The sequence below is a fragment of the Thorsellia anophelis DSM 18579 genome (genome assembly GCF_900111395.1).
Classification (GTDB): domain Bacteria; phylum Pseudomonadota; class Gammaproteobacteria; order Enterobacterales; family Thorselliaceae; genus Thorsellia; species Thorsellia anophelis.
The window spans coordinates 1-22,288 of the sequence record NZ_FOHV01000029.1; the positions used below are offsets into that span (position 1 = coordinate 1).

Consider the following 22,288-nt stretch of genomic DNA (forward strand, 5'->3'; position numbering starts at 1 on the left):
AAACAGGAAAAAAAATTTTTCCAAAAATCTATTTTTTAAAAAATAGATTTTTGATGTAACTAGCGAGATGCAGAGCATAAATGCAAAGCTCTCATAATAAATAATAAGCTAAACTAATTTAACTGAGAATACTTTAGTGAACAGTTTTTTTATGTCTTGTGATGTGACTCTGTCGGTTGTAAAATCAAACTATGTATTTTCAATTAAATGTAATAGGTGAAGTATTGAGTAATCATCATATACATTACTTTGTCACAATTTCCAAAATGCAAAATGTAGCATTTAATTTTATCAACGGAGATATAGAGATATGAAAAGAAATATTTTCACTAGCGCGATTTTACTTAGCGGGGCGTCATTAGTGGGTTGTAGCGATTCTACACCAGAATGTAACAGCGCCGATGCAAAACAACTTGTGATTGAAATTGCACAGGAAGAACTACAAAGAGTTGATCTTTTTAAAGAATTTCAAGGGATGACATTTGAAGTTGAGAGCGTAAGAACACAGTCTCATGATGAAAAAATTGATTTATATAATTGTGCAGCTGACTTAAGTTTGACGTTAAAAGATAATACAAATACTATCCCTATTACTTATACAGTTCAAAAAACAGAGGATGGAGATGGGACCTTTTACGTGGAAGTTTTTGGACTTTAATTAACTTACAATAAGTATATTTAATCTGATAAACAGTTGATCATAGCTTCAAAAAAATTGATATTACCTGCGATTACTCAATTCTCATTATTTTATATATTAGTATTTAATGATATATTTCATGGGGGCTTATCGGGCATGGTCATTAATCTAAAAGTAATCTAAATAGCAATAATTTACTTCCGTATGTTTATCTATATTGACAATAGGATATATGAATCGTGACTAAGTTTTATGCAATTTTAAGCCGTTTGATGATTTGCTTAATTGGGGTAGCATCTAGCTTAGGCACAGCTAATCAATCAAATGAAAGCATCACTAGCCAAGCTAAAAAGCTAGATCAAGCCCTTATTAGCAGAATTATTGATAACCGTCTTGTTTACTGTGCTAATGGAGTTTTCCACACATTTAATCCCCAGCAATCAGCTAAAGGAATAGCAATTGACATCATTGGACCACAGCTCTATAACAGGTTAATACGCAGTAACGAATCTTTAACTGATTTTCTTCCAGAAATAGCCAAACGCTGGGAAGTATCTGAAGATAAGCTTTCAGTGACCTTTTATTTAAATGAAGGCATACCGTTTCATACGACACCTTACTTTAAACCATCAAGAACATTGATAGCAGACGACGTGATATTTAGTTTTGATAGATTAATTAATTCGAATAACCCTTTTTACCAAAACCATTTCTTTCCTTATTTCCAAGCAATTAATTTAAAAGCCAGAATACGTTCTATCGAGAAACTAGATGATTATAGTGTGAGATTTAATTTGTATCATCCAGATCAATCTTTTTTATCTCATCTTGGTAGTTATTATTCACCTATACTTTCTGCTGAGTATGCACAGCAACTTAAAGCTAATAATTCAATTGACCAATTTGATAAAAAACCAATAGGCACAGGTGCGTTTAAATTAGACAGCTACCTAGTAGATGAGTATATTCGCTTAATAAGGCATCCATACGCTTGGCAAATTCCTAAACTCAATGATAGGATGTTTGAGCAAGTGATTATTGAATTATCTTCAAGTGGCGTAGGACGCTTGTCTAAATTGCTTTCAAATGAATGTGATATGCTAGCCTATCCTGCAGCAGCTCAACTTGCAACTATTGATAAGCAGCATAGGCTTAATAGATTAGAACGATTGACATTTGGTACTGCTTTTTTATCATTCAATACACAAAAGTACCCTTTAAACGATCCTGCTATCCGTAATGCCGTGGCATTTGCGATAAATAATCCAAGATTAATGCAATCTATTTATTTAGATACAGCTGAAACTGCAAGTGCATTTTTGCCATCCTATCACTGGGCTTTTGACCCATCAATACAAATCACCCATTACGTCCCTGAACAAAGTAAACACATTTTAAAAGAAAAAGGACTTGAAAATATTTCTCTGACGCTAAGAGTTTCCTCAAATCCAGAACCGTTTAATCCAAGCCCAATAAAGATGGCAGAGCTTATTCAATCTGATTTAGCAGCAGTGGGAATAGACGTAAAAATTATTGTGCATGATGGCCAATATAGACCAAGCTATTTTGATACTCATTCAGTTGATTTAGAACTAACTGGCTGGAATGCTCCAAATGCTGATCCAGATACATTTTTACGCCCTGTTTTGAGTTGTGATGCGATTGGTGCTAGAACTAATCATTCAAATTGGTGCAATCCTGTTTTCGATGGTTACTTAGATAAAGCAAATATGACAGATGATTTTTTATTAAGAAAAGCGTATTATCAAAAAGCTCAACAATTGCTTGCAAATGAGCTGCCTATATTACCATTAGCATATTCGCGAAATATGTTGGTCTATGATAAATCAATTACAAATACTCATAGCTTAACACAAGGTAACTTTAGCTTTATGAAGCTTGAGCGCTATAGAGAAAAAAATTAAGCCATCATCAAATTCTAATTTTGACTAAGTTTGCTTATCCTGCTCAGATAGAGCTTATATTTAATTAACACAAGATAATGATATGATTCCATTTTTATTACAAAGAACACTTTTACTATCTGTGACTTTATGCTTACTTATCATTATAAGCTTCAGTATTAGTTGGTTACCAAGTGATGCTCCTCTTGAGAGTAAGCCGTTCTTTGATGCATTAAAATATTATTTAACAATGTTATCTAGTGGTGATTTAGGCACTTCTTCAGTTAGTGAGCAATCCATTTTAGAACAATTGCTCGAAGTATTTCCCGCCACAATTGAACTTGCCCTTTTGTCTTTTATCGTTGCATTAGCTTTAGGGATACCACTTGGCGTTTTATCAGGATTATTAGAAGACAGTTTTATTGATAGATTTTTGCGTGTTTTTTCTTTAATAGGTTTCTCTCTTCCTGTTCTTTGGTTAGGGCTGCTATTGATACTTTTTTTCTCACTAACTTATGAGTCATTACCCCTTTCTGGTCGCTTAGATTGGCGCTATGAAATTCCCTATCAAACTGGTTTTTTATTTTTTGATTTATGGCAGATACCTAATCCATTACGGCAAGCTGTTATTGAAGATATGTTCAAACATTTGTTATTACCTGTTATCACGCTTACACTTGCACCACTTGCTGAAATCACTTATTTAGTGCGAAATAATTGTATTGAGATTAATAATACCCTGTTTGTGAGAGCGGCTAAAACAAGACGTATTTCATCATTTGCCCTCATTAGACGACATATATTGCCAAATGCTATCCCCCAATTAATTCCGCGATTTGGTTCACTTTTTTCAAGTATGCTAACAATGGCTATTATTACAGAATATGTCTTTACTTGGCCTGGTATAGGTCGCTGGTTAATCAATTCTATACGCCAAGATGATTATGGTTCAATCTCAGCAGGTGTGCTAGCAATCGGTTTATTTGTAATAATTGTCAATACATTAACAAATATTTTTGCAGTTCTACTTTCCCCTAGTAAAGCAAAGGAGTGGCAAACGCTTGGATAGTATCTATCACGAAAAAATAACCTATTCTAGATGGCGTAATACATGGCACGCATTTCAAAAAGATTTGCTCTGTAAAGTCGGTGCCTATATAGTACTTGGATTGATTATTTTGACCTTTATCGGAGAATTTATCAAACCTTATCCAATTAATGAGCAATTCTTGGATTATACGCTTATGCCACCAATATGGGCTCAATCTGCAGACTTGAGATTCGTCTTAGGGACTGATGATCTGGGTCGTGACATTTTAAGTCGCATTATAGCCGGCGTGCCAGCAACTTTTGGAAGTGGGTTACTTGTTGCACTAATTGTATTTCTAATAGGTATATCTCTAAGCTTATTTATTGCCCTTGGCCATCATGTGCGTGCACTTATAATTAATCATATACTAGATATATTACTTTCAATCCCTTCTTTGCTTTTAGCAATTATTTTAATTGCTTTTATGGAAGCATCATTGCTTAATGCATCGATTGCTGTGGCACTTGCATTACTCCCACGCTTAACAGTGACATTGTATGGAGCTATCAGTGATGAATTAGACAAAGAATATGTGTCAGTATTACGTTTAGATGGTGCTAACTTAGCCTTTATCGTGAGAAAAATAATTATACCTAACATTAGCCCATTGTTAGTCAATGAATTTACAAGAACGTTTTCTTTAGCCATATTAGATATTTCTGCGCTTGGCTTTTTAGATCTTGGTGCTCAGTTGCCCTCTTCTGAATGGGGTACAATGATAGGAAATTCATTGGAATCTATTTTTATTGCGCCTTGGACTGTTATGTTGCCAGGTTTAGCAATCTTCATAACGGTACTTTCAATTAATTTATTTGGTTTTGGTGTCAGCCGAGCAATTATTAAAGGAGTCAGCTAATGCCAATTCTTGATATTCGTAATCTTTCAATTCATTTTGAAGAAACGCGCTCTAATGACGGTAAGCCGATTAAAGCACTTGATAGAGTGAGTTTAACGATTAATCCTGGTGAAATATTAGGGCTTGTTGGTGAGTCCGGTTCAGGGAAAAGTATCATAGCAAAAGTTATTAGTGGTATGAAAAAAGATGATTGGTGCCTACAAGCTGATAGATTCAGATTAGCAGACGTTGAGATATTTAAACTTTCTGCTAAAGAGCAGCGCAAATGGGTTTCGGAAAACGTGGGGTTTATTATGCAAGAGCCTCAATCATGTTTAGATCCGTCTATGAAAATTGGTAAACAGCTAATGCTAGCGTTGCATAAATCTAGTTTCAAAGGTAAGTGGTGGCAACGTTTTTATTGGCGCAAGGAGCGAGCAATCCAATTATTACACCGGGTTGGTATCAGAGACCATGTCGATATCATGCGTTCTTACCCTAATGAACTCACAGATGGTGAATGTCAAAAAGTAATGATTGCAATTGCAATTGCAAATCAACCAAGATTGTTGATTGCTGATGAACCAACGAGTGCTATGGAAGTCACAACTGAGGCTCAAATTTTTAGATTATTATCTAGCCTAAACCAAAATAATGATATGGCAATATTATTAATAAGTCATGATTTAAGAATATTAAGTAAATGGGCTGATAGAATTAATGTTCTTTATTGCGGTCAGACCGTTGAAAGTGCCGATACTCAGGATTTATTGAAATCACCAAGACATCCTTATACGGATGCATTAATCCATTCTATTCCTGACTTTAGTCGTCAAGTCGAGCACAAAAGTCGATTAGATACGCTTCCTGGTGCAATTCCTGCTCTTGAGCATCTCCCTGTAGGATGTCGTTTAGGTCCTAGATGTATTTACGCGCAAAGGGAGTGTATTGAAAGGCCTCTTTTGATTAAAGACCGAAATCATGCTGTTGCATGTCATTTTCCTTTAAATGAGCATTAACGCACTACTAGGCTATAATTATGATGAATGATATTTTATTGACAGTTAACGCAATAGAGAAAATTTTCACTTTCAAAACAGGCTTAGGACGTACTGAAACACTTCACGCAGTAAAGCCCTCTTCTTTTACAGTTAAAGCAAAACAAACTCTCGCTATAATTGGTCCTAATGGATCGGGGAAATCAACTTTAGCAAAAATGCTTGTTGGTATGCTTGAGCCTACTGCTGGTGAGATAACGATTGGTAATCAAGTATTAGTGCATGGTGATTATTCAATTCGCTCTCAAATGATTAGGATGATTTTCCAAGACCCTGCCGCTTCATTAAATCCCCAGCAGCGAGTTGGTGAAATATTAGATATGACCTTGGAGCTTAATTCTCAATGGGATAAAGCCAAGAGAATTGAGCTTATACATAAAACACTTAAGCAAGTAGGATTATTAGTTGAACATGCAGAATATTACCCATATATGCTTGCTGCAGGACAAAAACAACGTGTTGCCATGGCGAGGGCTATTATATTACAGCCTTTGATTATCATAGCTGATGAACCTTTAGCTGCACTTGATATGCCAATTAGGGCGCAAATGATCAACTTGATGCTTGAATTACAAGAAAAAGAAGATATTACATTTATTTATGTTACACAAGACATTGAAATAATGAAACATATAAGCGATTTTGTTATTGTAATGCATGAAGGTGAAATTATTGAGTCAGGTGAAGTGACTGAAATTGTGAATAATCCCAAACATCAGGTAACAAAACAATTGCTTAACTCCAGAATATAAGCAGTGAGTTTATCTAAATGCTCTATTTATTGTTTAATCAAAATATCATATATGCTTGTTTTGTATGTATTAACGATTATTAATTGCTGATTTTTTATTTAATCGAAATGTTTTTTTAGTATATCCTTGTTTAATCTATGAATAGTTTTAAATAAGGATTAATCGAACAAAATTAATTTAAAAAAGTGTTAGTTATGTTAAGCTTATTTACTTAAATAGGTTTTCTGATTGCTTATAAATCAAATAATTAATCGCTGTCTAGGGGGTAAAATAAATGAGAGAAGCATAAATCAGAATTATAAGAAAGGGATGTAAAATGGGGGGCTTTTAAAGTACTTGAAATTTTAATGTTTTGATTTATATGGTGTTAGATGAAATCTTAATGTCATTCTATCTAATAAATTAAGTAATTAGTTTAGAAATTAGGGCTGATGTTACTAAATAACTAAGCAGCCCCAAATTTTATATAAAGCTAGACGTTAACACCATGTTGTTTTGCTAAAGCTGCTAAACCACCACTAAAACCTTGGCCTATAGCTTTAAACTTCCATTCATCATTATGACGATATAACTCGCCAAAAATCATTGCAGTTTCAGTAGATGCATCTTCTGATAAATCAAAACGAGCAATTTCAACATTGCCGTCAGCATTAACAACGCGAATATATGCGTTGCTAACCATACCAAAATTTTGGTTTCTTGTTTCAGCTTCATGGATAGTCACTGAGAAGACAAGTTTTTTGATATCTGCAGGAATTTTATCGAAGTGAACTTTAACTTGCTCATCATCACCGTCACCCTCACCAGTCAAGTTATCTCCTTGATGTTCAACACTACCACATGGGCTTGTTTTTTGGTTAAAGAAAATGAAACCTTGATCTGATAAAACTTTACCATTTTCTCCTACCATAAAAACAGACGCATCTAAGTCAAAAGCGCTTCCATCAGTTACACGCGCATCCCAACCTAAGCCAGCTAATGCAGTTTTCATTGAAGGAGCTTCTTTTGTTAATGAAACATTACCACCTTTAGTTAATGAAACAGCCATAATATCCTCTTTATTTTAATGATACAGCTTTAGTTATAATGGGAGTCAACCCATATATTAAATGCACAAAACAATGTACAAATATCCACTTTAAAAAATTAACCTACATTAATCCCAAATTGTTTGCACATTGCTGCAAGACCACCTTGATAACCTTGACCAACCGCTCTGAACTTCCATTCACCATTATGACGATAAAGTTCACCAAAAATCATAGCAGTCTCAGTCGAAGCATCTTCAGTTAAGTCAAATCGGGCAATTTCAACATTACTATCTTCATTAACAACACGCATAAATGCATTACTAACCATACCAAAGTTCTGGCGACGTGCTTCAGCATCATGAATTGTTACTGTAATTGCGACTTTAGTAACTTCTGAAGGTACATTATCAAAAGTAATTATCAACGATTCATCATCTCCGTCACCATCACCAGTGCGATTGTCACCAGTATGTTCTACAGAACCATCTGTTGATTTTAAATTATTGTAGAATATAAAATCACTATCAGCACGGACTTTACCTGAATCAGTTAATAAAAATGCAGAACCATCTAAGTCAAAATCAACACCATCAGTTTCACGAACGTCCCAACCTAAACCAATACGGACACGTTTAAGACTTGGATCTGATTTACTTAATGATACATTACCACCTTTAGACAAAGATACACTCATTATAAACTCCTTTTATAGGTTATGAAATCGAATATCGACAACCCTAGATGATATTCTAGGGTAATGGTTTAATTTGATTTTGTTTCATCTTCTGCTTTTTCAGGAAACATGACACTCGCAATAATACCAATTGCTAATACAACTAGTACAACAATTAGACTAACTGTAGCTGAAATCCCATAACCATGATGGAAAAGATGATCTGTTGCATTTAAACCTAGTTTAAATGCAATAAAAAATAACAATACAATAACAGCTTTTTCAAGATGGGCTAAGAAACCTTTTAATGCTTCTAATACGAAATAGAGTGTCCTTAGACCTAAAATGGCAAACATCATTGCACTATAGACGATAATTGGCTCACGACTCACCGCAATAACTGCTGGCACGGAATCAAATGCAAACATTACATCGGATAATTCAACGACTGCTAAACAAAGTAACAATGGTGTTGCATACCATGTCGCTTTTTGTACGCGCCCTATTGTAATTTCAGCATTTTCAGGTTTAGCTAACTCAACATCTACTTCACTTTGACGCATGAAGAATTTATTGCCATAAATCTTTGGCCATACTGGAAAGAATTTTTTGACCATTCTATAAGCTAAATGTTGAGAGTAATCTTCGATTTCATCATCATCATCGCCACTTTTAAGCATCATAACTGCAGTCCAGCCTACTATAATTGCAAAAAGCACCTCTACCCATGGCCCTAAAGCAAGTAAACCTGTCCCTATCGCAACAAAAATACCTCTAAATACTATCGCACCTATAATTCCCCAGTAAAGAACTCTATGTCTTACACCTTCAGGTACTGCAAACCATGAAAAGATTGCCATTATCACAAATAAATTATCCACAGATAACACTTTTTCAAGCGCATACCCTGTAAGGTATAAACTAGACATCTCTTTACCTGATATCAATACATTTCCGTTTTCATCTACTTTTTCACCAAAGAAATAAAGGTAGACTGCAAACACTAAGGCAATACCTATCCAAAATATAGACCAAGCGATAGCACTTTTTAAAGAGATTGGCTTGTCATCTCTATGCATGAAAAGATCGATACAAATTGCGCCAACTGCTAATACAACAAAAACTAAAGTAGTTTGAATCTGTGAATTATTTAGAAGGCTTTCAAAAAAAGCGGTCATACTATTTTATCCTTTGAGAAATTATAACTGAAATGATGCAGGATCTAAATTCAAAGCGACACAAATTTCTTTAGCCATCGCTTGTTCTTTTGAATCAAAATCACCATCACTTTTAGCAACAGCAATCCCAACACGAAGTGCTAATTGAGCAGCTTCTGGTTGATCTCTAAGGGCCATAAGGTATTTAAATGCCTCACCTTTTCCTATTTCAATATCAAACTCGAAATTACTTGCAAGTTTGTTAAAAAAAGTAATAACTTCTTCAGTTTTAAATACTTTTAATTCCGGAGAGTTTTGAATGAATTGAACCATTTTTTGTTTCTCTTCACTACTTGCACCGTTAGAAGCCATGCTAATACTTGCGCAGACTGCAATTGTACCTTCCATGAATTTTTTGTTTTTAAAACGAGAAACTTGATTTGTTAACTCATCTCTAGTAGAACTTACAGCATTTTTTAATTTATCAAAAAAAGACATTTTAACTCCATAATTGTATTGTAAAAGCATAAGCATGCTTATGATCACTTATGCATTATGCTAATTTTATTTGCTACCAGCTTTCCAACTAAAGCCCCAACCAAAAGCATTATCTAAATCTTTATGTCCTGCGAAATATCTGTCGATGCGTTCAACATTCATACTGCCATTTTGATTAACAATTCTTGCAATAGCGCACATGTTAAAGCGATCATTTCCTTCAGTTAACTGTGTTTCAATCGGTGGTTCATTAGGGACATGTAAAGTTACCACTGCATCAGTTTTAGACCAATTAGGTACACCTTCATAAATAAAGGTGAAAATCAATATTTCAGCTATATGATGCCATTTTTCACCATTGATGTGTAACCATTCACCTGTAGCACTACTCCCGGTTCTATCATCAGCTAGTAATTTTACATAGGGGTCTCTATCTAAATTACCAAAACGATTACCAAGTGCCTGGACAATATCTGCATCTCCATCTTTAAACCTGATAAAAGCACCTAAATCAAGATCAATCTTACCATTGCCGCTGAATAATTTATTCATAAAACCAGTTGAGTTTTGAGTAGGGTTTTGGTTCCAATTCAAATTAACTTTTATTAAGCCAAAATCCGTTTTTTTACTCAAATTAATACTAGGGCTATTTTTAGTAAGTGAAATTTTATTTAAGTTAACTGTAGATGGGTTTGCAGGCGCAGTATTAATGATAGGCTCAGGAGGTGTTGGTGCATCATCTGAAACGTCAACCCCAAAAAATTCAGCTAAGGGCTTTAAACCACCATTAAAACCTTGGGACACAAATCTGAATTTCCATTCATTATTTCGCTTGTATAATTCTCCTAGAATTAATGCCGCCTCAGTTCTACCTACCATTTCAACTTCAGATTTAATCAGTATATTATTTTTATTTTCAACCTGTATAATTAATGAACCAAGTTGAGAAATTGTTTTACCTTCATCGCACGTTGAAGAAAATGCAATTTTCTGTACATCGGGACCAATTTTATCCAAATTAATTTCAAAAATAGTGTTGGTTCCCTCCGCAATGAGTCTAACAGCACCATCATCACTATTTTTTTGACCATAAAAGATCATATCAGCATCACCTTTTACTTTTGCATTATCATACAATCTAAATGCAGAAATATCAGATGGATGACCAGATAAAATTCTAATCGTCAATAGCTCGTTAGGAACAGGGGCATTGCCACCAGCGGTTAAGTTTTGCATTACAGTATAGCCCTAACAATTTGTGGTAACATTTCAGGTACAGCTCTACCCTCACAAGCCATGCCATGCGCTTTAAAATTCCATTCTCCACCAGAACGGGATAATGAAGCAATTAAAATTCCTGTATGAGGTCCTTGTTCTGCAAGTTTAAAATGAACTAATTCTTTTCCTGTTTGGTTATCAAAGACGCGGCAAAATGCATTTTCAACTTCATTAAAAGTTTGACCACGAAAACTATTAACAGTAATAGCTAAATATTCAACTTGGCTAGGTAAACTTGCAAGATTAACCCGAATGATTTCATCATCACCATCACCTTCACCCGTTTGGTTGTCGCCACTATGAACAATATTTCCACATTGCGATCTTAATTGCTGAAACCAAACTAAATCAAGGGGTTGACCTGATGCATCAAGTAATAGACATGATGCATCTAAATCAATTTCATCATTACCACCAAAAAGATTAGCTAGAAAGCCTTTTTTCTTTAGAGGATCCCAACCTAAACCAATGCCAATTGTTGAAAGCGTTGATGCGGCTGATTTTGTCAAAGATACTGTTTGATTTTTAGTTAATGATACCACGATTTGCTCCTATCTATGTTGATGATAAAATGTGTGAGAACCTATGATAAATTGCATTTTTTCGTACTACTGCTTTGAATTACTTTTATTTAACTGTATATTGTAAAAAAAGTAAGTAAATTTTACAACTGACATATAACACTCATAGTTTTTCCCCCATTTTTATAGAAAATAACTCACTAGTCAATCTTTATATTATTTCTTTCCAATATTGATGCAATTAATTTTTTTTAGGTGAAAATTTCAAAGACCTAAATGATTCATGAGAATCATATATTAGGATTTATTTTGTCTTATGTATTGTTAGTGTATAATTAATCAGATGTTAACAGTTTATTATTAAAAGGGGTTATTTGAGTGGCTATAATATACATGCAGGGGGTATCATCCCAAAGAGAGCTTATCTTAGGCGCTAAAGAAATAGCTTTTGAACTATTATCAAGTAATAGCCCGATTGTAATTGCTTCTCATAGTGATTTTAGATATGAAATATTACAAGAAGCTGATATTAGTTACATTGAACCAAAACATGACCAAGCTAAAATAAATTTCCTGATGGATATTTTATCAAAACATGATATTCGTGTTGTCCATGCAGGAGCTGTAGGACATGGACTTATCCATTATCAAGCAGATTTAAAATCGCTTGGGGTTCGTTTAATTGCAGGCGCCTGTAGTGAACAGGATTTTGAAATTGCTGATAATAAATCGGCATTTACCAATTTGATGTGTGAACATCAGTTAGATGTCGTACCTGCCATTTTAATTGAAAACCAATCAAGATTAGAGGAGGCATTATCCTCTTCACCCTTTAGTACATTTGGGGCTAATTTATGTATAAAGCCTGTTAGAGGAATTTATGGCCTTGGGTTTTGGCGTTTTAAACCTGATGCGCCAATGAATCAACATATTTTGAATCCTAATATAAATGTTATAAATCCACAAGCTTACATTCAAGCTATGAAACTATCGAATAATTTCAAGCCTCAACTAATTATGCCTTATTTTAAAGGTGCTGAAACATCAGTTGATATGATAGTCGATGAAGGGCAAGTTATTTTTGCAATTGCCAGAATTAAAGAGTCAAAATATCAGAAAATTAGTCTTAATTGTGATGCTATTGAGCTGGCAAAAAAATGTGCACAGCTGCTTAAAGCTGATGGATTAATTAATATTCAGACGATTAATGATGAATCAGGAAAACCATGGTTGCTTGAAGCCAACCTACGACCTAGTGGAGGGGTTTGTTTTTCTAAAGCTTCTGGAATAAATATTGCTAAGGTATTTTTTGATTATTTTTACATGGGACTTACAAAAGAAGCTATTTTAACCAAGTATACCCCTTTATTTAAAGAGGTTTTAATTAAAGTTGATAGCTGCGCAATACCACTTTTAGATAACAATTCAACCAACACAATTTATCATGAGACGTTATAGTATATAAAACGTCCTATAAAGCTCTATTTTTAAAAGTAATTATTTATATCATTAGCATAAAGATTAACTTAATCATAATTGACATAATGGAGTCACTTTGCAGCATATTAAAGCACAATTACCTACTGGCACGATAAAAGTCAGCACAATACAACTCGAACCAAAATTAGATGCTCTTTTTTCTTTTGCTCAAAGACGTAATCCAAAGCGTTCATTTTTGTTTGTGAGTAAAATATTAGGTAAACATATTCCAGTAAGCCCAAGTATTATGCGCCAAAGCTATCGTACTTTAGCAAATAAAATTCCAATGGATTTACCCGAACCTATCGTTTTTTTTGGTATGGCTGAAACTGCGATTGGTTTAGGAAGTGGTATTTTTGAAGAAGCAATTACGCAATACCCAAATGCCTTATTTATGATCTCAACTCGTCATGAACTGCCGAATACAGATAAATTTTGTGAATTTAAGGAAGAACATAGTCATGCAACAGATCATATCATCTACAAACCTAATAATATAACGAAACAAGAACAATTACTAAACGCTAAAACTCTTATATTAGTTGATGATGAAGCGACTACTGGAAAGACATTTTTAAATTTGTATCAAGGATTAGTCGCAGCTGGACTTAGAGATGTTGAGAAATTAGTTACTATCACGTTAACAAACTGGTCAAATAAAGCTCTTAGTAATTGTGTCAATATCCCTGTAGAAGAATTATCGTTGATTAATGGACATTGGGAATGGCAGCCTGAACCTTGCGCACCTGAGGTTGTGATGCCTTCACATATAGGAAAATTCCAAACTGGGTGCAAAATTGCAACACATTATAATTTTGGACGTGAAGGAATCTATAAAAGGCCTAATATTGACAGTTTATTTGCTCATTTCTTTAATCAGCATAGATTCACTAAGCAGCAAACTGGTCAAAGCACTAATCCATCAGTTCTAGTCTTAGGTAGTAGTGAATTTGCATATATTCCCTTTTTATTAGCCGAAGAGCTGGAAAATTTTGGATATATAGTAAAATTCAGTGCTACGACAAGGTCACCTATTGCATTAGGGTTAGCAATTGAATCTGCTTTGCAGTTTAGTGATAATTATGGAGAAGGCGTGACGCACTACTGTTATAATATAAGTCATCAACATTTCGATCATATCATTTTATGTGTTGAAACCGAGTCTTGTAGTATAGATGATGAATTTATTCATGCACTAAAACACTGTGCACAAAAAGTTACTGTGTTTTCTCTATTTGATGGTTAAATTTATGAGATTCATTCTATTTGCTATTTAATTAACAATTATAAATAAAAAAACACTCATTTAACTAATGTAATTACTTAAATTTTTAAGAGCTAGCTATGTTCAAACCCATTTTTTTATGCGATCTTGATGATACCCTATTTCAAACACAACGGAAAATTACAGAATATGGTTATTCTGCAGCTTTTAAAACGGCAGCAATAGACCAAACAGGTAAAGCTCGAAGCTTTATGACTAAAACACAGTACAATTGGATAAATTGGCTTTTAACTTCTACACAATTAATCCCAATTACGGCTAGAGGAACAGAAGAAATTAGTCGTGTTCAGATTTCCTTTCAAGACTGGAAAATTACTACCCATGGTGCAGTAATCCTTGATAAAAATAACCAACCAGATATTGTCTGGCGTGAGCACATTGAACTAGAGCTTGCCAAATATCAAGATATTCTGAAGCAAAAACAGGCATTACTAGAGCAAAGAATTGAATCTTCTGGTATAGATGCTTGGGTACGTATGAATACTGAATATGACAAGCTTAATATTTACCTTGTTGCAAAGCACCGGGATAGTAAAAAAATTGAAGAGCTTTATCAGCTTTGTAATCAAATCGATAAAGAAACTGGCCTAGAGGGATTTTATGTTCATAGGAATAGCAATAATATTGCATGGTTACCTAATTGCATTGAAAAAGGTCATGCAACAAGATTTTTACTTTCTAAGTTAAGAGAGCTGCAACCGGACACACCTGTCTTAGGACTAGGAGACAGTGTGAGCGATCATACTTTTTTAAAACAATGTGATTGGTTTGGTATGCCAAGTCATGGACAATTATTTGAAGTATTCAATTCAACAATTAAGCATAATTAAAATCAGTTTACCCTGTATACCCTCCAAGTTGAACATTGAATTTAACTTGTAACCTAACGAGTCACATCTGCTAAATTAAATAGTTTTGATGGATTCGATAAACATACAGGTTGTTAGAAACAATATCCAACATTAATGAATACAATAAAGTGTAATTTCCAAACAAACATTATGATTGAACGAGAAATATAAAATGACATTTTCAGGAATTTACCCGCAACACGATATTACATTTTTACTAGAACCAATTGAAATGGAAATGACATCTATTGAAGAAAAAGAACGTTTAATTCAATCAGGTGAAAAACATTATTCTCAGATGCTCAGTCAAGAACCTGAACCCTCTTTAGATCATCTAGGTATTTATGAAAATGCACTTAAACAATACGAGCATCGTTTAGCTAAAGAAGTGATGCAATTAGCTATCACACTTAAATTACTTTATAAAGATAAGCCTATTGTTCTTTTAAGCCTAGTCCGAGCAGGTGTTCCTCTTGGAGTATTATTGACTCGTGCGCTCAAGTTACTTAAACATGAAGTGTTTCATTATGGCATCAGTATAATTAGAGATAAGGGAATTGATTCATTCGCAATGAATTATGTTGAATCGATACATGAGAAACACTCAATTATATTTGTAGACGGTTGGACAGGTAAAGGTGCTATCAGCCAGCAACTAAAACTGTCACTCGATGAAAGAGGTGGATACCCTTCTATACCTAGATTAGTAGTATTAGCAGATGTATATGGTTCTGCTTGGCTTAGCGCATCAAATGAGGACTGGTTAATACCATTTGGGATATTAGGTGCGCCTATTTCCGGTTTAGTGTCCCGCTCGATTTGGCAAGAAAATTCCTTCCATGGGTGTGTATTTTGTACACACCTAAGCGCATTTAGTTGTAGTAATGAGTTTATAGAAACGGTCGAACGACATTTTCACCTCTATATAAAACAAGCTTCTTTAATCGATATTAATGATTCGTCGATGCTTTTAAATGGATTAGCTAATCAATCAAGCCGCACAGAATGTGAAAATGTGATATTTCGTTTGAAAAAAATGTATCAAGTCGATAAAATTAATCGTATTAAGCCAGGTATTGCTGAAGCAACAAGAGCAGTGCTTAGGCGGGTACCTGATCATGTGATAGTAAGGGATAAAACAGATCCTGATGTATCCTTATTATTACATCTTGCCAAACAAAAGAATATTATAGTTACTGAAATGCAAGACGCAATCTCTCCCTATAGAGCCATAACTATTATAAAAAGGGTAAATTAACATGCCGGTGAAGATATCTCCTTATGCACTAGGTGCTACACTTTACATGCCTGCCATTCGACACGACATACTTGAAATTATACATGGTGAAAAACTTTCAGGTTTAAAATCCATGGTAATTTGCTTTGAAGATGCTTTAGCTGAATCACAATTAGAAGAGGCTTTTGAAAACTTTACTCAATTAGCAACCCAGATTAAACTTTCAATTAAAAAGCCACTAGTATTCATTCGCCCCAGAAATTTCGATATAGCAATTAGGTTAATTAAGCACTGTGATCTCTCAAAAATTGATGGGATGGTACTTCCTAAATTTACACTTGATTCTTTACCAATATGGCAAGAAATATTGGAAGATACTCATTTATATTGGCTTCCTACTCTTGAAACACAAGATGTATTTAGCTATCTTGAAATGCAGAAACTTGCAGATTCATTAAGTACATTTAAAGATAAAAATAAAATTCTCGCACTACGGATTGGTGGGAATGATTTAATGTCTGTTTTGGGCTTAAGACGTCCTAGAGATATGACGATTTATGATACACCGCTTGGATATGTCATTAAAATGCTCGTCGCTGTTTTTGGTTCAACAGGATTTGCTTTAACTGCACCTGTTTGCGAACTGATTGAAAATTTAGATATTTTAGAATTAGAACTTAAATCAGATATTGCACATGGATTAGTTGGGAAAACCGCAATACATCCTAACCAAATCCCAATTATTCAAGATGCATGGAAAGTTAAAGCGTCAGAATTCGCAGAGGCGCAAGCTATTATGAATGCGCAAAAAGCCGTTTTTCAAATGGATGGCGCTATGTGTGAACCTGCAACCCATACAACTTGGGCACGTAATCTCCTAGAAAGGTATGGTGCTTACGGGTTACTTCCAAATAAAGTACAAGAATTTATGACTAAGCACAACTAAGTAAATAATAGCTAACATTTTGTTTAATAAGCACTCATACCGCCATATTTATGGCGGTATGAGTCCAATTATTCCCCTGCCATTTGAATTACGACTAACCTTCCCCCATTTTCTGGGGATAATAAAAGCTGTAAACCATCTTCTAACTTGATATGTTCACCAATTGCAATATCTTTCTGGTGTGTAATATTTTTAAGTTTTGTTAACCCCTCATTTACTAGGTACCAATCATTTTCATGATAAATAAAGTAACCAATACGTTTTGTATCCGATGCAGTTAATTTTTCGTTTGGAAAAATAAGCCTATTTTCATGCCATCTATATAATGATTGTTCACTGTAAACCATAATTCTATGATTATCTGGTAAATATTTACCTTCAGCGTGTGACGAATATAGGTTTAGTATAGGGAGTTTACCTTTATGTGGAGTGCCACAAAAAGGACATTTGGGGCTTGTTGAATTATCGAATAAGTACCACTTTTGCGTACATGTATCATTATGGCATGGCTGTAAGAGATCGATTGATTTAATAAGAGCAGTTTCCCATTCATCAGCAGAAGGCCGCTTAAGAGGATCATGCAAACCATCTATAAATGCTTGTTCAAATAACTTAGATAAATAGGGGCCTGTGACTGTATACGGAATTTTATTGGTATCTTTCCAAGGTAAATCATAATCATCGGCATGATCTGGGTTAACACGATTACTTGTATCATTAACATTTTCGATAAAGCAAGCATTTTCGCCCATCATTAATGATTCATCTTTTTCCGCATCATAAGCATCGTGCACTTTATCGCCTCTAAGTGGATGACGATACAATAAATTAAGATAAATCATCACCGCTAGGGCATGTAAATCAGTCATTCTTGAGGGAAATTTCTTATTAGGATCATCTTTATTAAGATGCGCTGTTTTTACAACTTCTGGAGCAATAAAATCAGGAGTTCCTATAACACTAGGCGGATGCTTACCTGGTACAACTAAACCATCTATATCGATTAAACAAGCTTGACCTGTAATCGGATCGATTAAACAGTTATTATAACCTAAATCTGAATGACTCAATCCCGCCATGTGCATGCGTCTGATAGCCCTAGATAGCATTAATGATATTTTCAAATAGGACATCCAGTTACCGAGCTCTTTCGGGTCTAAGAATTTTTGTCTAAGTTTCGGTGATGCGAACCACTTTCCAATTTTCTCTTTATTAATAATACCAAGCATGTCATTATTTTTTGAACCATGCTTGAAGAAAAAACAGTCTCTGTAAAAAGGCACAACTACTCCTAGGCGTTGGTTATATTCAACAACAGCTGTAGGCCAGCAGTAAACGTTTTTAAGATATTCACCACCTATTTGATTAAATATGTTTTCTCTATAGCGCCCTGTAATTTCAAGTAATCTTTCTCGTGTATCCTCATCCGCTTTATCACGAAAAAAAGCAATTACATATTCTTTATCTGGGCTAAACATTACATCTTTTACTGCACCTTGCGCACGAACTTCGTCATAAAATCGAATCGTTGAGCCATCTGAAGCGGTTAAAGTAATAATTTGGGCTTGAGTATTACTCATCAGAACTCCTGCTTGATATCTATATTTTTTTAATAAGATTAATTAAAATTGTAAGGCTAAAGTTCTATCATCATGATGCCCTTTAGACCAAAAATTAAGGTATTTTGCTAAAGCAAATTCCAATTCAGCTTGATTTAAGACATTTGCCTGAATCTCACTCCAGAATGATTCCCACTTAGATAAATCATAAATCATGTTATCTGTTTCAAAAATAGGATCTGATACGCCATCAGTCATTGCTAAAATAGCAGTATATTCTTCAATAAACATATACTGACATCTTAAACGTAAAGACTCTGGCAAAATATGTTCTTCGGTTAAGAAGTGAGTTTGGCCTGCAAACTCACCTCCATCCTGACTGCTTAATATTTGCAGTCCCTGTCCTTCGCTAAATACACCAATAACCCCATCACCTACACTAAATGATGCTATAAACCACCTACCTTCAATATATTTAGAAATCACTATCATAAGTGTAGTAGAAAGATCTTGTAGAGTGATATTGTTAATTTTAGCTTCTGGGGTAGTAATAAATCTTTCATGCGAAGCAATCGCAGCTTTTGCTGCTCCACCGACGAGCTCAATCACTTCATCAAGAAGTAAATTATGCTCAAGGGTTAATTTGCCACTTAATTTTGCTTCGTCGTTTGAAGTCGAGCTAAATTCATTTTCAAATTCTTTAGAATGCCAATAGGCTGTATTTGTATTTTCCTCACCATATTCTGTTTTAGCATTTAAAGATAATTGTTTGATAAAATTAGTTACAACCATCTCTAGACGATTACTATAGCTAGACTTTTCAAGTTTATCCGTCAGAGAACAACCGGCTTCATAAGTCGCAAGTGCAGATCCCTTACGTGAAAAAAGAGCACTTCCAGCGCCATCTGCTACAACGGTAAGATGCCAATTATTTTGCAAACGATTAATAAAAAAATCATCATCACAACACGTTCCATTATGTGCATGTGAACGGCCTCTAATTCTTGCAGCAAGCAAGGTTTTGACAAAATTTTTACTCTTATCCGAATCTAAAACTTTAAACAGCTTAGTCACCGTATCTGGTTTATAATAATCATCAGCAGGATTGCTAGGTAAGTTTTGCCATAAGTTTCTTGGATCAGGATTAATATATAGTTTAATAACGGAGGTTTTATAAAGATCAGTATCCGATAAAATAGATTCAGAGTGTGCACTTTCTTGTTCTATTGATGCATTATTTTGATTATCAATAACTGAATTTTCAAGAGGCCCGTTTTCGTAGAAACCATCATTTTTATCATAATAAGTAACCACTATATCGAACTCACCATTATGCAAAGGCGAACCCATAACTTTAAGAGAGTCAGCATCAAATGCAAGCCCTGCACAACTTGTCACATTTATATCTATAATTTCAATTAAATAGTTTTCAGTATCAAAAATCAGTTCCTGACAATAGGGTTCGTTTTGTTTTCCATTAAGCAAACGAAAATCTGGAGTGATTCGTTTAGTATTAAATGTAAGTACTGAAGAGTTTTCTAACTCTTTTTTTTCTTCTGATGCAGGCTTTCCATAAATTGCCATTATGTTTTCCTTGTGAAATATTACCCTATATATCAATAGGGTAATGGTAATTTAAATCAAAAAAATTATCCACGGGAACGATTTATATCAAAGCTTTCATCGCTGTAACCCATATTTATATCTCTATCACATCCAGGGCAATGTGCCACGCCCTCACCTTGGATGCAAAATATTTGTCCACATGCACAAGTAGCAAGTGCAAACATAGCACCACAATGAGGACAACTTGGATTACCTACAAGATAATCACTATTAATTGTCTGTGAATATTCACCTTCAGCTGATAATTCATCGAACTCTTTTGTTAATGGAATTACTGATGTGATATGGTATTTACCAATATTCAAATTAAAATTACTAGTTTGTATATGTTGTTTTTCTCGTTCAAAACGCATAAGATAAGGGAGTTTACGTTTTTGGCATTTACCAACAAGTAGCGCAAAATCCTCATCTTGACCGACAGCATTTTTATTCAAGTCAACTTTACTCAATATTTCATCATCCGGCTTGGCTAAACTTACACCAGTCGTTTCACTTGCACTAACACTTCGACTTTGTGCGCTAACACTGGAGCTAATCCAGTTAATAAACTTTTTGAAACTTTGTTCATCACTTCCTTCAAACCGCAAGATATGAGGCGATATCATGACTAATTGTTCTAAATTAGCATAAGGACCAAGGCCAATAACAACTAAGTTAACTTTGGTATCATAAAAACGTGTCCATTTTTTTATCGCTTCACTTGGGTCATCAGTACTTCGACCATCAGTCATTAAAAAAACTAATGGTTTAAAGTCACCTTTTTTTTCTGCGGTTGTTCTGATTATTTGTGTATCAATTTCATGCATTAAATGCTCTAACACATTTCCAAGAGCGGTACCCGATCCTACAGGTAAACGCGGCGGAAAAAAGGATGGCAATTCTACAAGTGGAGATAAAGTTTTAGCTTGTCCAGCAAAAGCAATCACTGAAACATATGCAGTTTCTAATGCATAAGGGTCACTTCTTAAAGTCCTTACAAGTAGCTCAATACCATCTTGTAGCTGCATGATTGCTTCACCGGCCATGCTTTCTGACACATCTGCGACAATAAATATCGGTAATCTTCTCATTTTACATTCCTTAAAATAGAGTCTATAAAAAATTGGTGCCACACTGGACACCGATTATTAAATTGAAAAACAAGATTAAAACACAATATTAATTTCAGGAGGTGGTGGGGGTAACGAATTGTTATTGTTATTTGGTTCAGCAGAACCCACAGTTTGGCTGCTTTGTGCAAATGTTGCTGAAACCCATTCAAAAAACTTGTTAAAACTTGCTGCGTCCATGGTGTCTAAACTAACAACATCATCTGTAATTCGTTTAAGTTGTTGACTATCTGCTTTAGGTCCTGCAGCACAAGCAATAATTCTTGAAAAACCAACAGATTTAATTCTTGGAATTATTTCAGAAAACGCCAACACATCGGTAGGTTTACCATCTGTCAAAATCACTAAAATAGGTTTCCAATCCCCTTTTTGCTCATCTGATGCTTTAACCACATCCCGAGTAGCTTGTTCATAAATTGATTCAAGCGCTTCACCAATTAAAGTCGCTCCTGTTGCTGGGCACGTAATATGTGGCATAACTACATCAACTAAAGGCGTCATAGGTAGCACAGTCTTGATAGTCGAATCGAACGTTGTAATAGAAAGATGAACTGAATCTAATGCATAAGGATTTGATCGTAATGCTGACATAAGTGATTGCAATCCACTATTAACAGCTTCAATAGGCTCTCCAGTCATTGAACCCGATGTATCAATACAAATATAAGTTAATAATCTACGACTCATTACATTTCCTCTTAATATTAAAATAGTTTAATGGATTTTACTTTATATTAATAAGCTTCATTCGTTATTACA

21 protein-coding genes are annotated in these 22,288 nt (G+C 34.5%); 11 read left to right on the forward strand and 10 right to left on the reverse strand.

Translation table 11 applies throughout. The features are described 5' to 3' along the window. Positions 1-310: 310 nt before the first annotated feature. The 6 genes from BMW37_RS12205 (at position 311) to BMW37_RS12230 (ending at position 6,279) form a co-directional block, all read left to right on the forward strand. Positions 311-658 (forward strand): hypothetical protein, encoded by a 348-nt coding sequence (locus tag BMW37_RS12205; protein ID WP_093321574.1) that lies wholly within the window; start codon positions 311-313, stop codon positions 656-658. 221 nt (positions 659-879) lie between these two features. Further along, complete coding sequence (locus tag BMW37_RS12210; RefSeq protein ID WP_093321576.1) at positions 880-2,565, forward strand: ABC transporter substrate-binding protein; 1,686 nt, start codon at positions 880-882, stop codon at positions 2,563-2,565. A gap of 82 nt (positions 2,566-2,647) precedes the next feature. Further along, positions 2,648-3,613 (forward strand): ABC transporter permease subunit, encoded by a 966-nt coding sequence (locus BMW37_RS12215; protein WP_093321579.1) that lies wholly within the window; start codon positions 2,648-2,650, stop codon positions 3,611-3,613. Beyond that, a complete protein-coding gene (locus BMW37_RS12220; protein ID WP_093321582.1) occupies positions 3,606-4,490 on the forward strand; it encodes an ABC transporter permease subunit in 885 nt (294 codons plus the stop codon). The genes BMW37_RS12215 and BMW37_RS12220 overlap by 8 nt, the downstream gene beginning before the upstream one ends. Beyond that, a complete protein-coding gene (locus BMW37_RS12225; RefSeq protein ID WP_093321587.1) occupies positions 4,490-5,488 on the forward strand; it encodes a peptide ABC transporter ATP-binding protein in 999 nt (332 codons plus the stop codon). Before BMW37_RS12220 ends, BMW37_RS12225 begins: the two co-directional genes overlap by 1 nt. Positions 5,489-5,511: 23 nt before the next feature. Beyond that, positions 5,512-6,279: an ATP-binding cassette domain-containing protein gene (locus tag BMW37_RS12230; protein ID WP_093321665.1), complete on the forward strand. Its 768-nt coding sequence runs from the start codon at positions 5,512-5,514 to the stop codon at positions 6,277-6,279. A 472-nt stretch (positions 6,280-6,751) separates the two neighbouring features. On the opposite strand, the gene BMW37_RS12235 is transcribed toward BMW37_RS12230, so the two are convergent. The 6 genes from BMW37_RS12235 to BMW37_RS12260 all read right to left on the reverse strand — a co-directional run bounded on the left by BMW37_RS12235 (position 6,752) and on the right by BMW37_RS12260 (position 11,458). Next, entirely contained in the window at positions 6,752-7,327 is a 576-nt protein-coding gene (locus BMW37_RS12235; protein ID WP_093321591.1) for a TerD family protein, read from the reverse strand. A 98-nt stretch (positions 7,328-7,425) separates the two neighbouring features. Continuing rightward, positions 7,426-8,004 (reverse strand): TerD family protein, encoded by a 579-nt coding sequence (locus BMW37_RS12240; protein ID WP_093321594.1) that lies wholly within the window; start codon positions 8,002-8,004, stop codon positions 7,426-7,428. 68 nt (positions 8,005-8,072) lie between these two features. Further along, positions 8,073-9,161, reverse strand: a complete 1,089-nt coding sequence (locus BMW37_RS12245) for a TerC/Alx family metal homeostasis membrane protein (protein ID WP_093321598.1) — start codon at positions 9,159-9,161, stop codon at positions 8,073-8,075. A 21-nt stretch (positions 9,162-9,182) separates the two neighbouring features. Beyond that, the gene (locus tag BMW37_RS12250; protein WP_093321600.1) at positions 9,183-9,638 is read right to left on the reverse strand and encodes a tellurite resistance TerB family protein; all 456 of its coding nucleotides are present in this window, start codon (positions 9,636-9,638) and stop codon (positions 9,183-9,185) included. A 66-nt stretch (positions 9,639-9,704) separates the two neighbouring features. After that, positions 9,705-10,874 carry a TerD family protein gene (locus BMW37_RS12255; RefSeq protein WP_093321603.1) on the reverse strand — a complete coding sequence of 390 codons (1,170 nt, stop codon included), beginning with the start codon at positions 10,872-10,874 and terminating at the stop codon, positions 9,705-9,707. After that, positions 10,874-11,458: a TerD family protein gene (locus tag BMW37_RS12260; RefSeq protein ID WP_093321608.1), complete on the reverse strand. Its 585-nt coding sequence runs from the start codon at positions 11,456-11,458 to the stop codon at positions 10,874-10,876. The genes BMW37_RS12255 and BMW37_RS12260 overlap by 1 nt, the downstream gene beginning before the upstream one ends. Positions 11,459-11,815: 357 nt before the next feature. On the opposite strand from BMW37_RS12260, the gene BMW37_RS12265 reads away from it, so the two are divergent. The 5 genes from BMW37_RS12265 (at position 11,816) to BMW37_RS12285 (ending at position 17,235) form a co-directional block, all read left to right on the forward strand. Beyond that, a complete protein-coding gene (locus BMW37_RS12265) occupies positions 11,816-12,895 on the forward strand; it encodes an ATP-grasp domain-containing protein (protein ID WP_143047651.1) in 1,080 nt (359 codons plus the stop codon). 97 nt (positions 12,896-12,992) lie between these two features. After that, positions 12,993-14,162 (forward strand): phosphoribosyltransferase domain-containing protein, encoded by a 1,170-nt coding sequence (locus BMW37_RS12270; protein ID WP_093321613.1) that lies wholly within the window; start codon positions 12,993-12,995, stop codon positions 14,160-14,162. Between the two features lie 98 nt (positions 14,163-14,260). Further along, the gene (locus tag BMW37_RS12275; protein WP_093321616.1) at positions 14,261-15,031 is read left to right on the forward strand and encodes a hypothetical protein; all 771 of its coding nucleotides are present in this window, start codon (positions 14,261-14,263) and stop codon (positions 15,029-15,031) included. A gap of 193 nt (positions 15,032-15,224) precedes the next feature. After that, positions 15,225-16,310, forward strand: a complete 1,086-nt coding sequence (locus BMW37_RS12280; protein ID WP_093321619.1) for a cysteine protease StiP family protein — start codon at positions 15,225-15,227, stop codon at positions 16,308-16,310. A 1-nt stretch (position 16,311) separates the two neighbouring features. Continuing rightward, entirely contained in the window at positions 16,312-17,235 is a 924-nt protein-coding gene (locus tag BMW37_RS12285) for an HpcH/HpaI aldolase/citrate lyase family protein (RefSeq protein WP_093321622.1), read from the forward strand. Positions 17,236-17,303: 68 nt separating this feature from the next. Here BMW37_RS12285 and BMW37_RS12290 read toward each other — a convergent pair whose 3' ends face one another. From BMW37_RS12290 to BMW37_RS12305, 4 genes are all read right to left on the reverse strand, one after another. Next, complete coding sequence (locus BMW37_RS12290) at positions 17,304-18,815, reverse strand: helix-hairpin-helix domain-containing protein (RefSeq protein WP_093321625.1); 1,512 nt, start codon at positions 18,813-18,815, stop codon at positions 17,304-17,306. 42 nt (positions 18,816-18,857) lie between these two features. Then, a complete protein-coding gene (locus BMW37_RS12295; protein WP_093321628.1) occupies positions 18,858-20,378 on the reverse strand; it encodes a PP2C family serine/threonine-protein phosphatase in 1,521 nt (506 codons plus the stop codon). Between the two features lie 65 nt (positions 20,379-20,443). Beyond that, positions 20,444-21,490: a TerY-C metal binding domain-containing protein gene (locus BMW37_RS12300; RefSeq protein WP_093321630.1), complete on the reverse strand. Its 1,047-nt coding sequence runs from the start codon at positions 21,488-21,490 to the stop codon at positions 20,444-20,446. Positions 21,491-21,565: 75 nt separating this feature from the next. Then, the gene (locus BMW37_RS12305) at positions 21,566-22,216 is read right to left on the reverse strand and encodes a VWA domain-containing protein (protein WP_093321632.1); all 651 of its coding nucleotides are present in this window, start codon (positions 22,214-22,216) and stop codon (positions 21,566-21,568) included. Between the last annotated feature and the right edge of the window lie 72 nt (positions 22,217-22,288).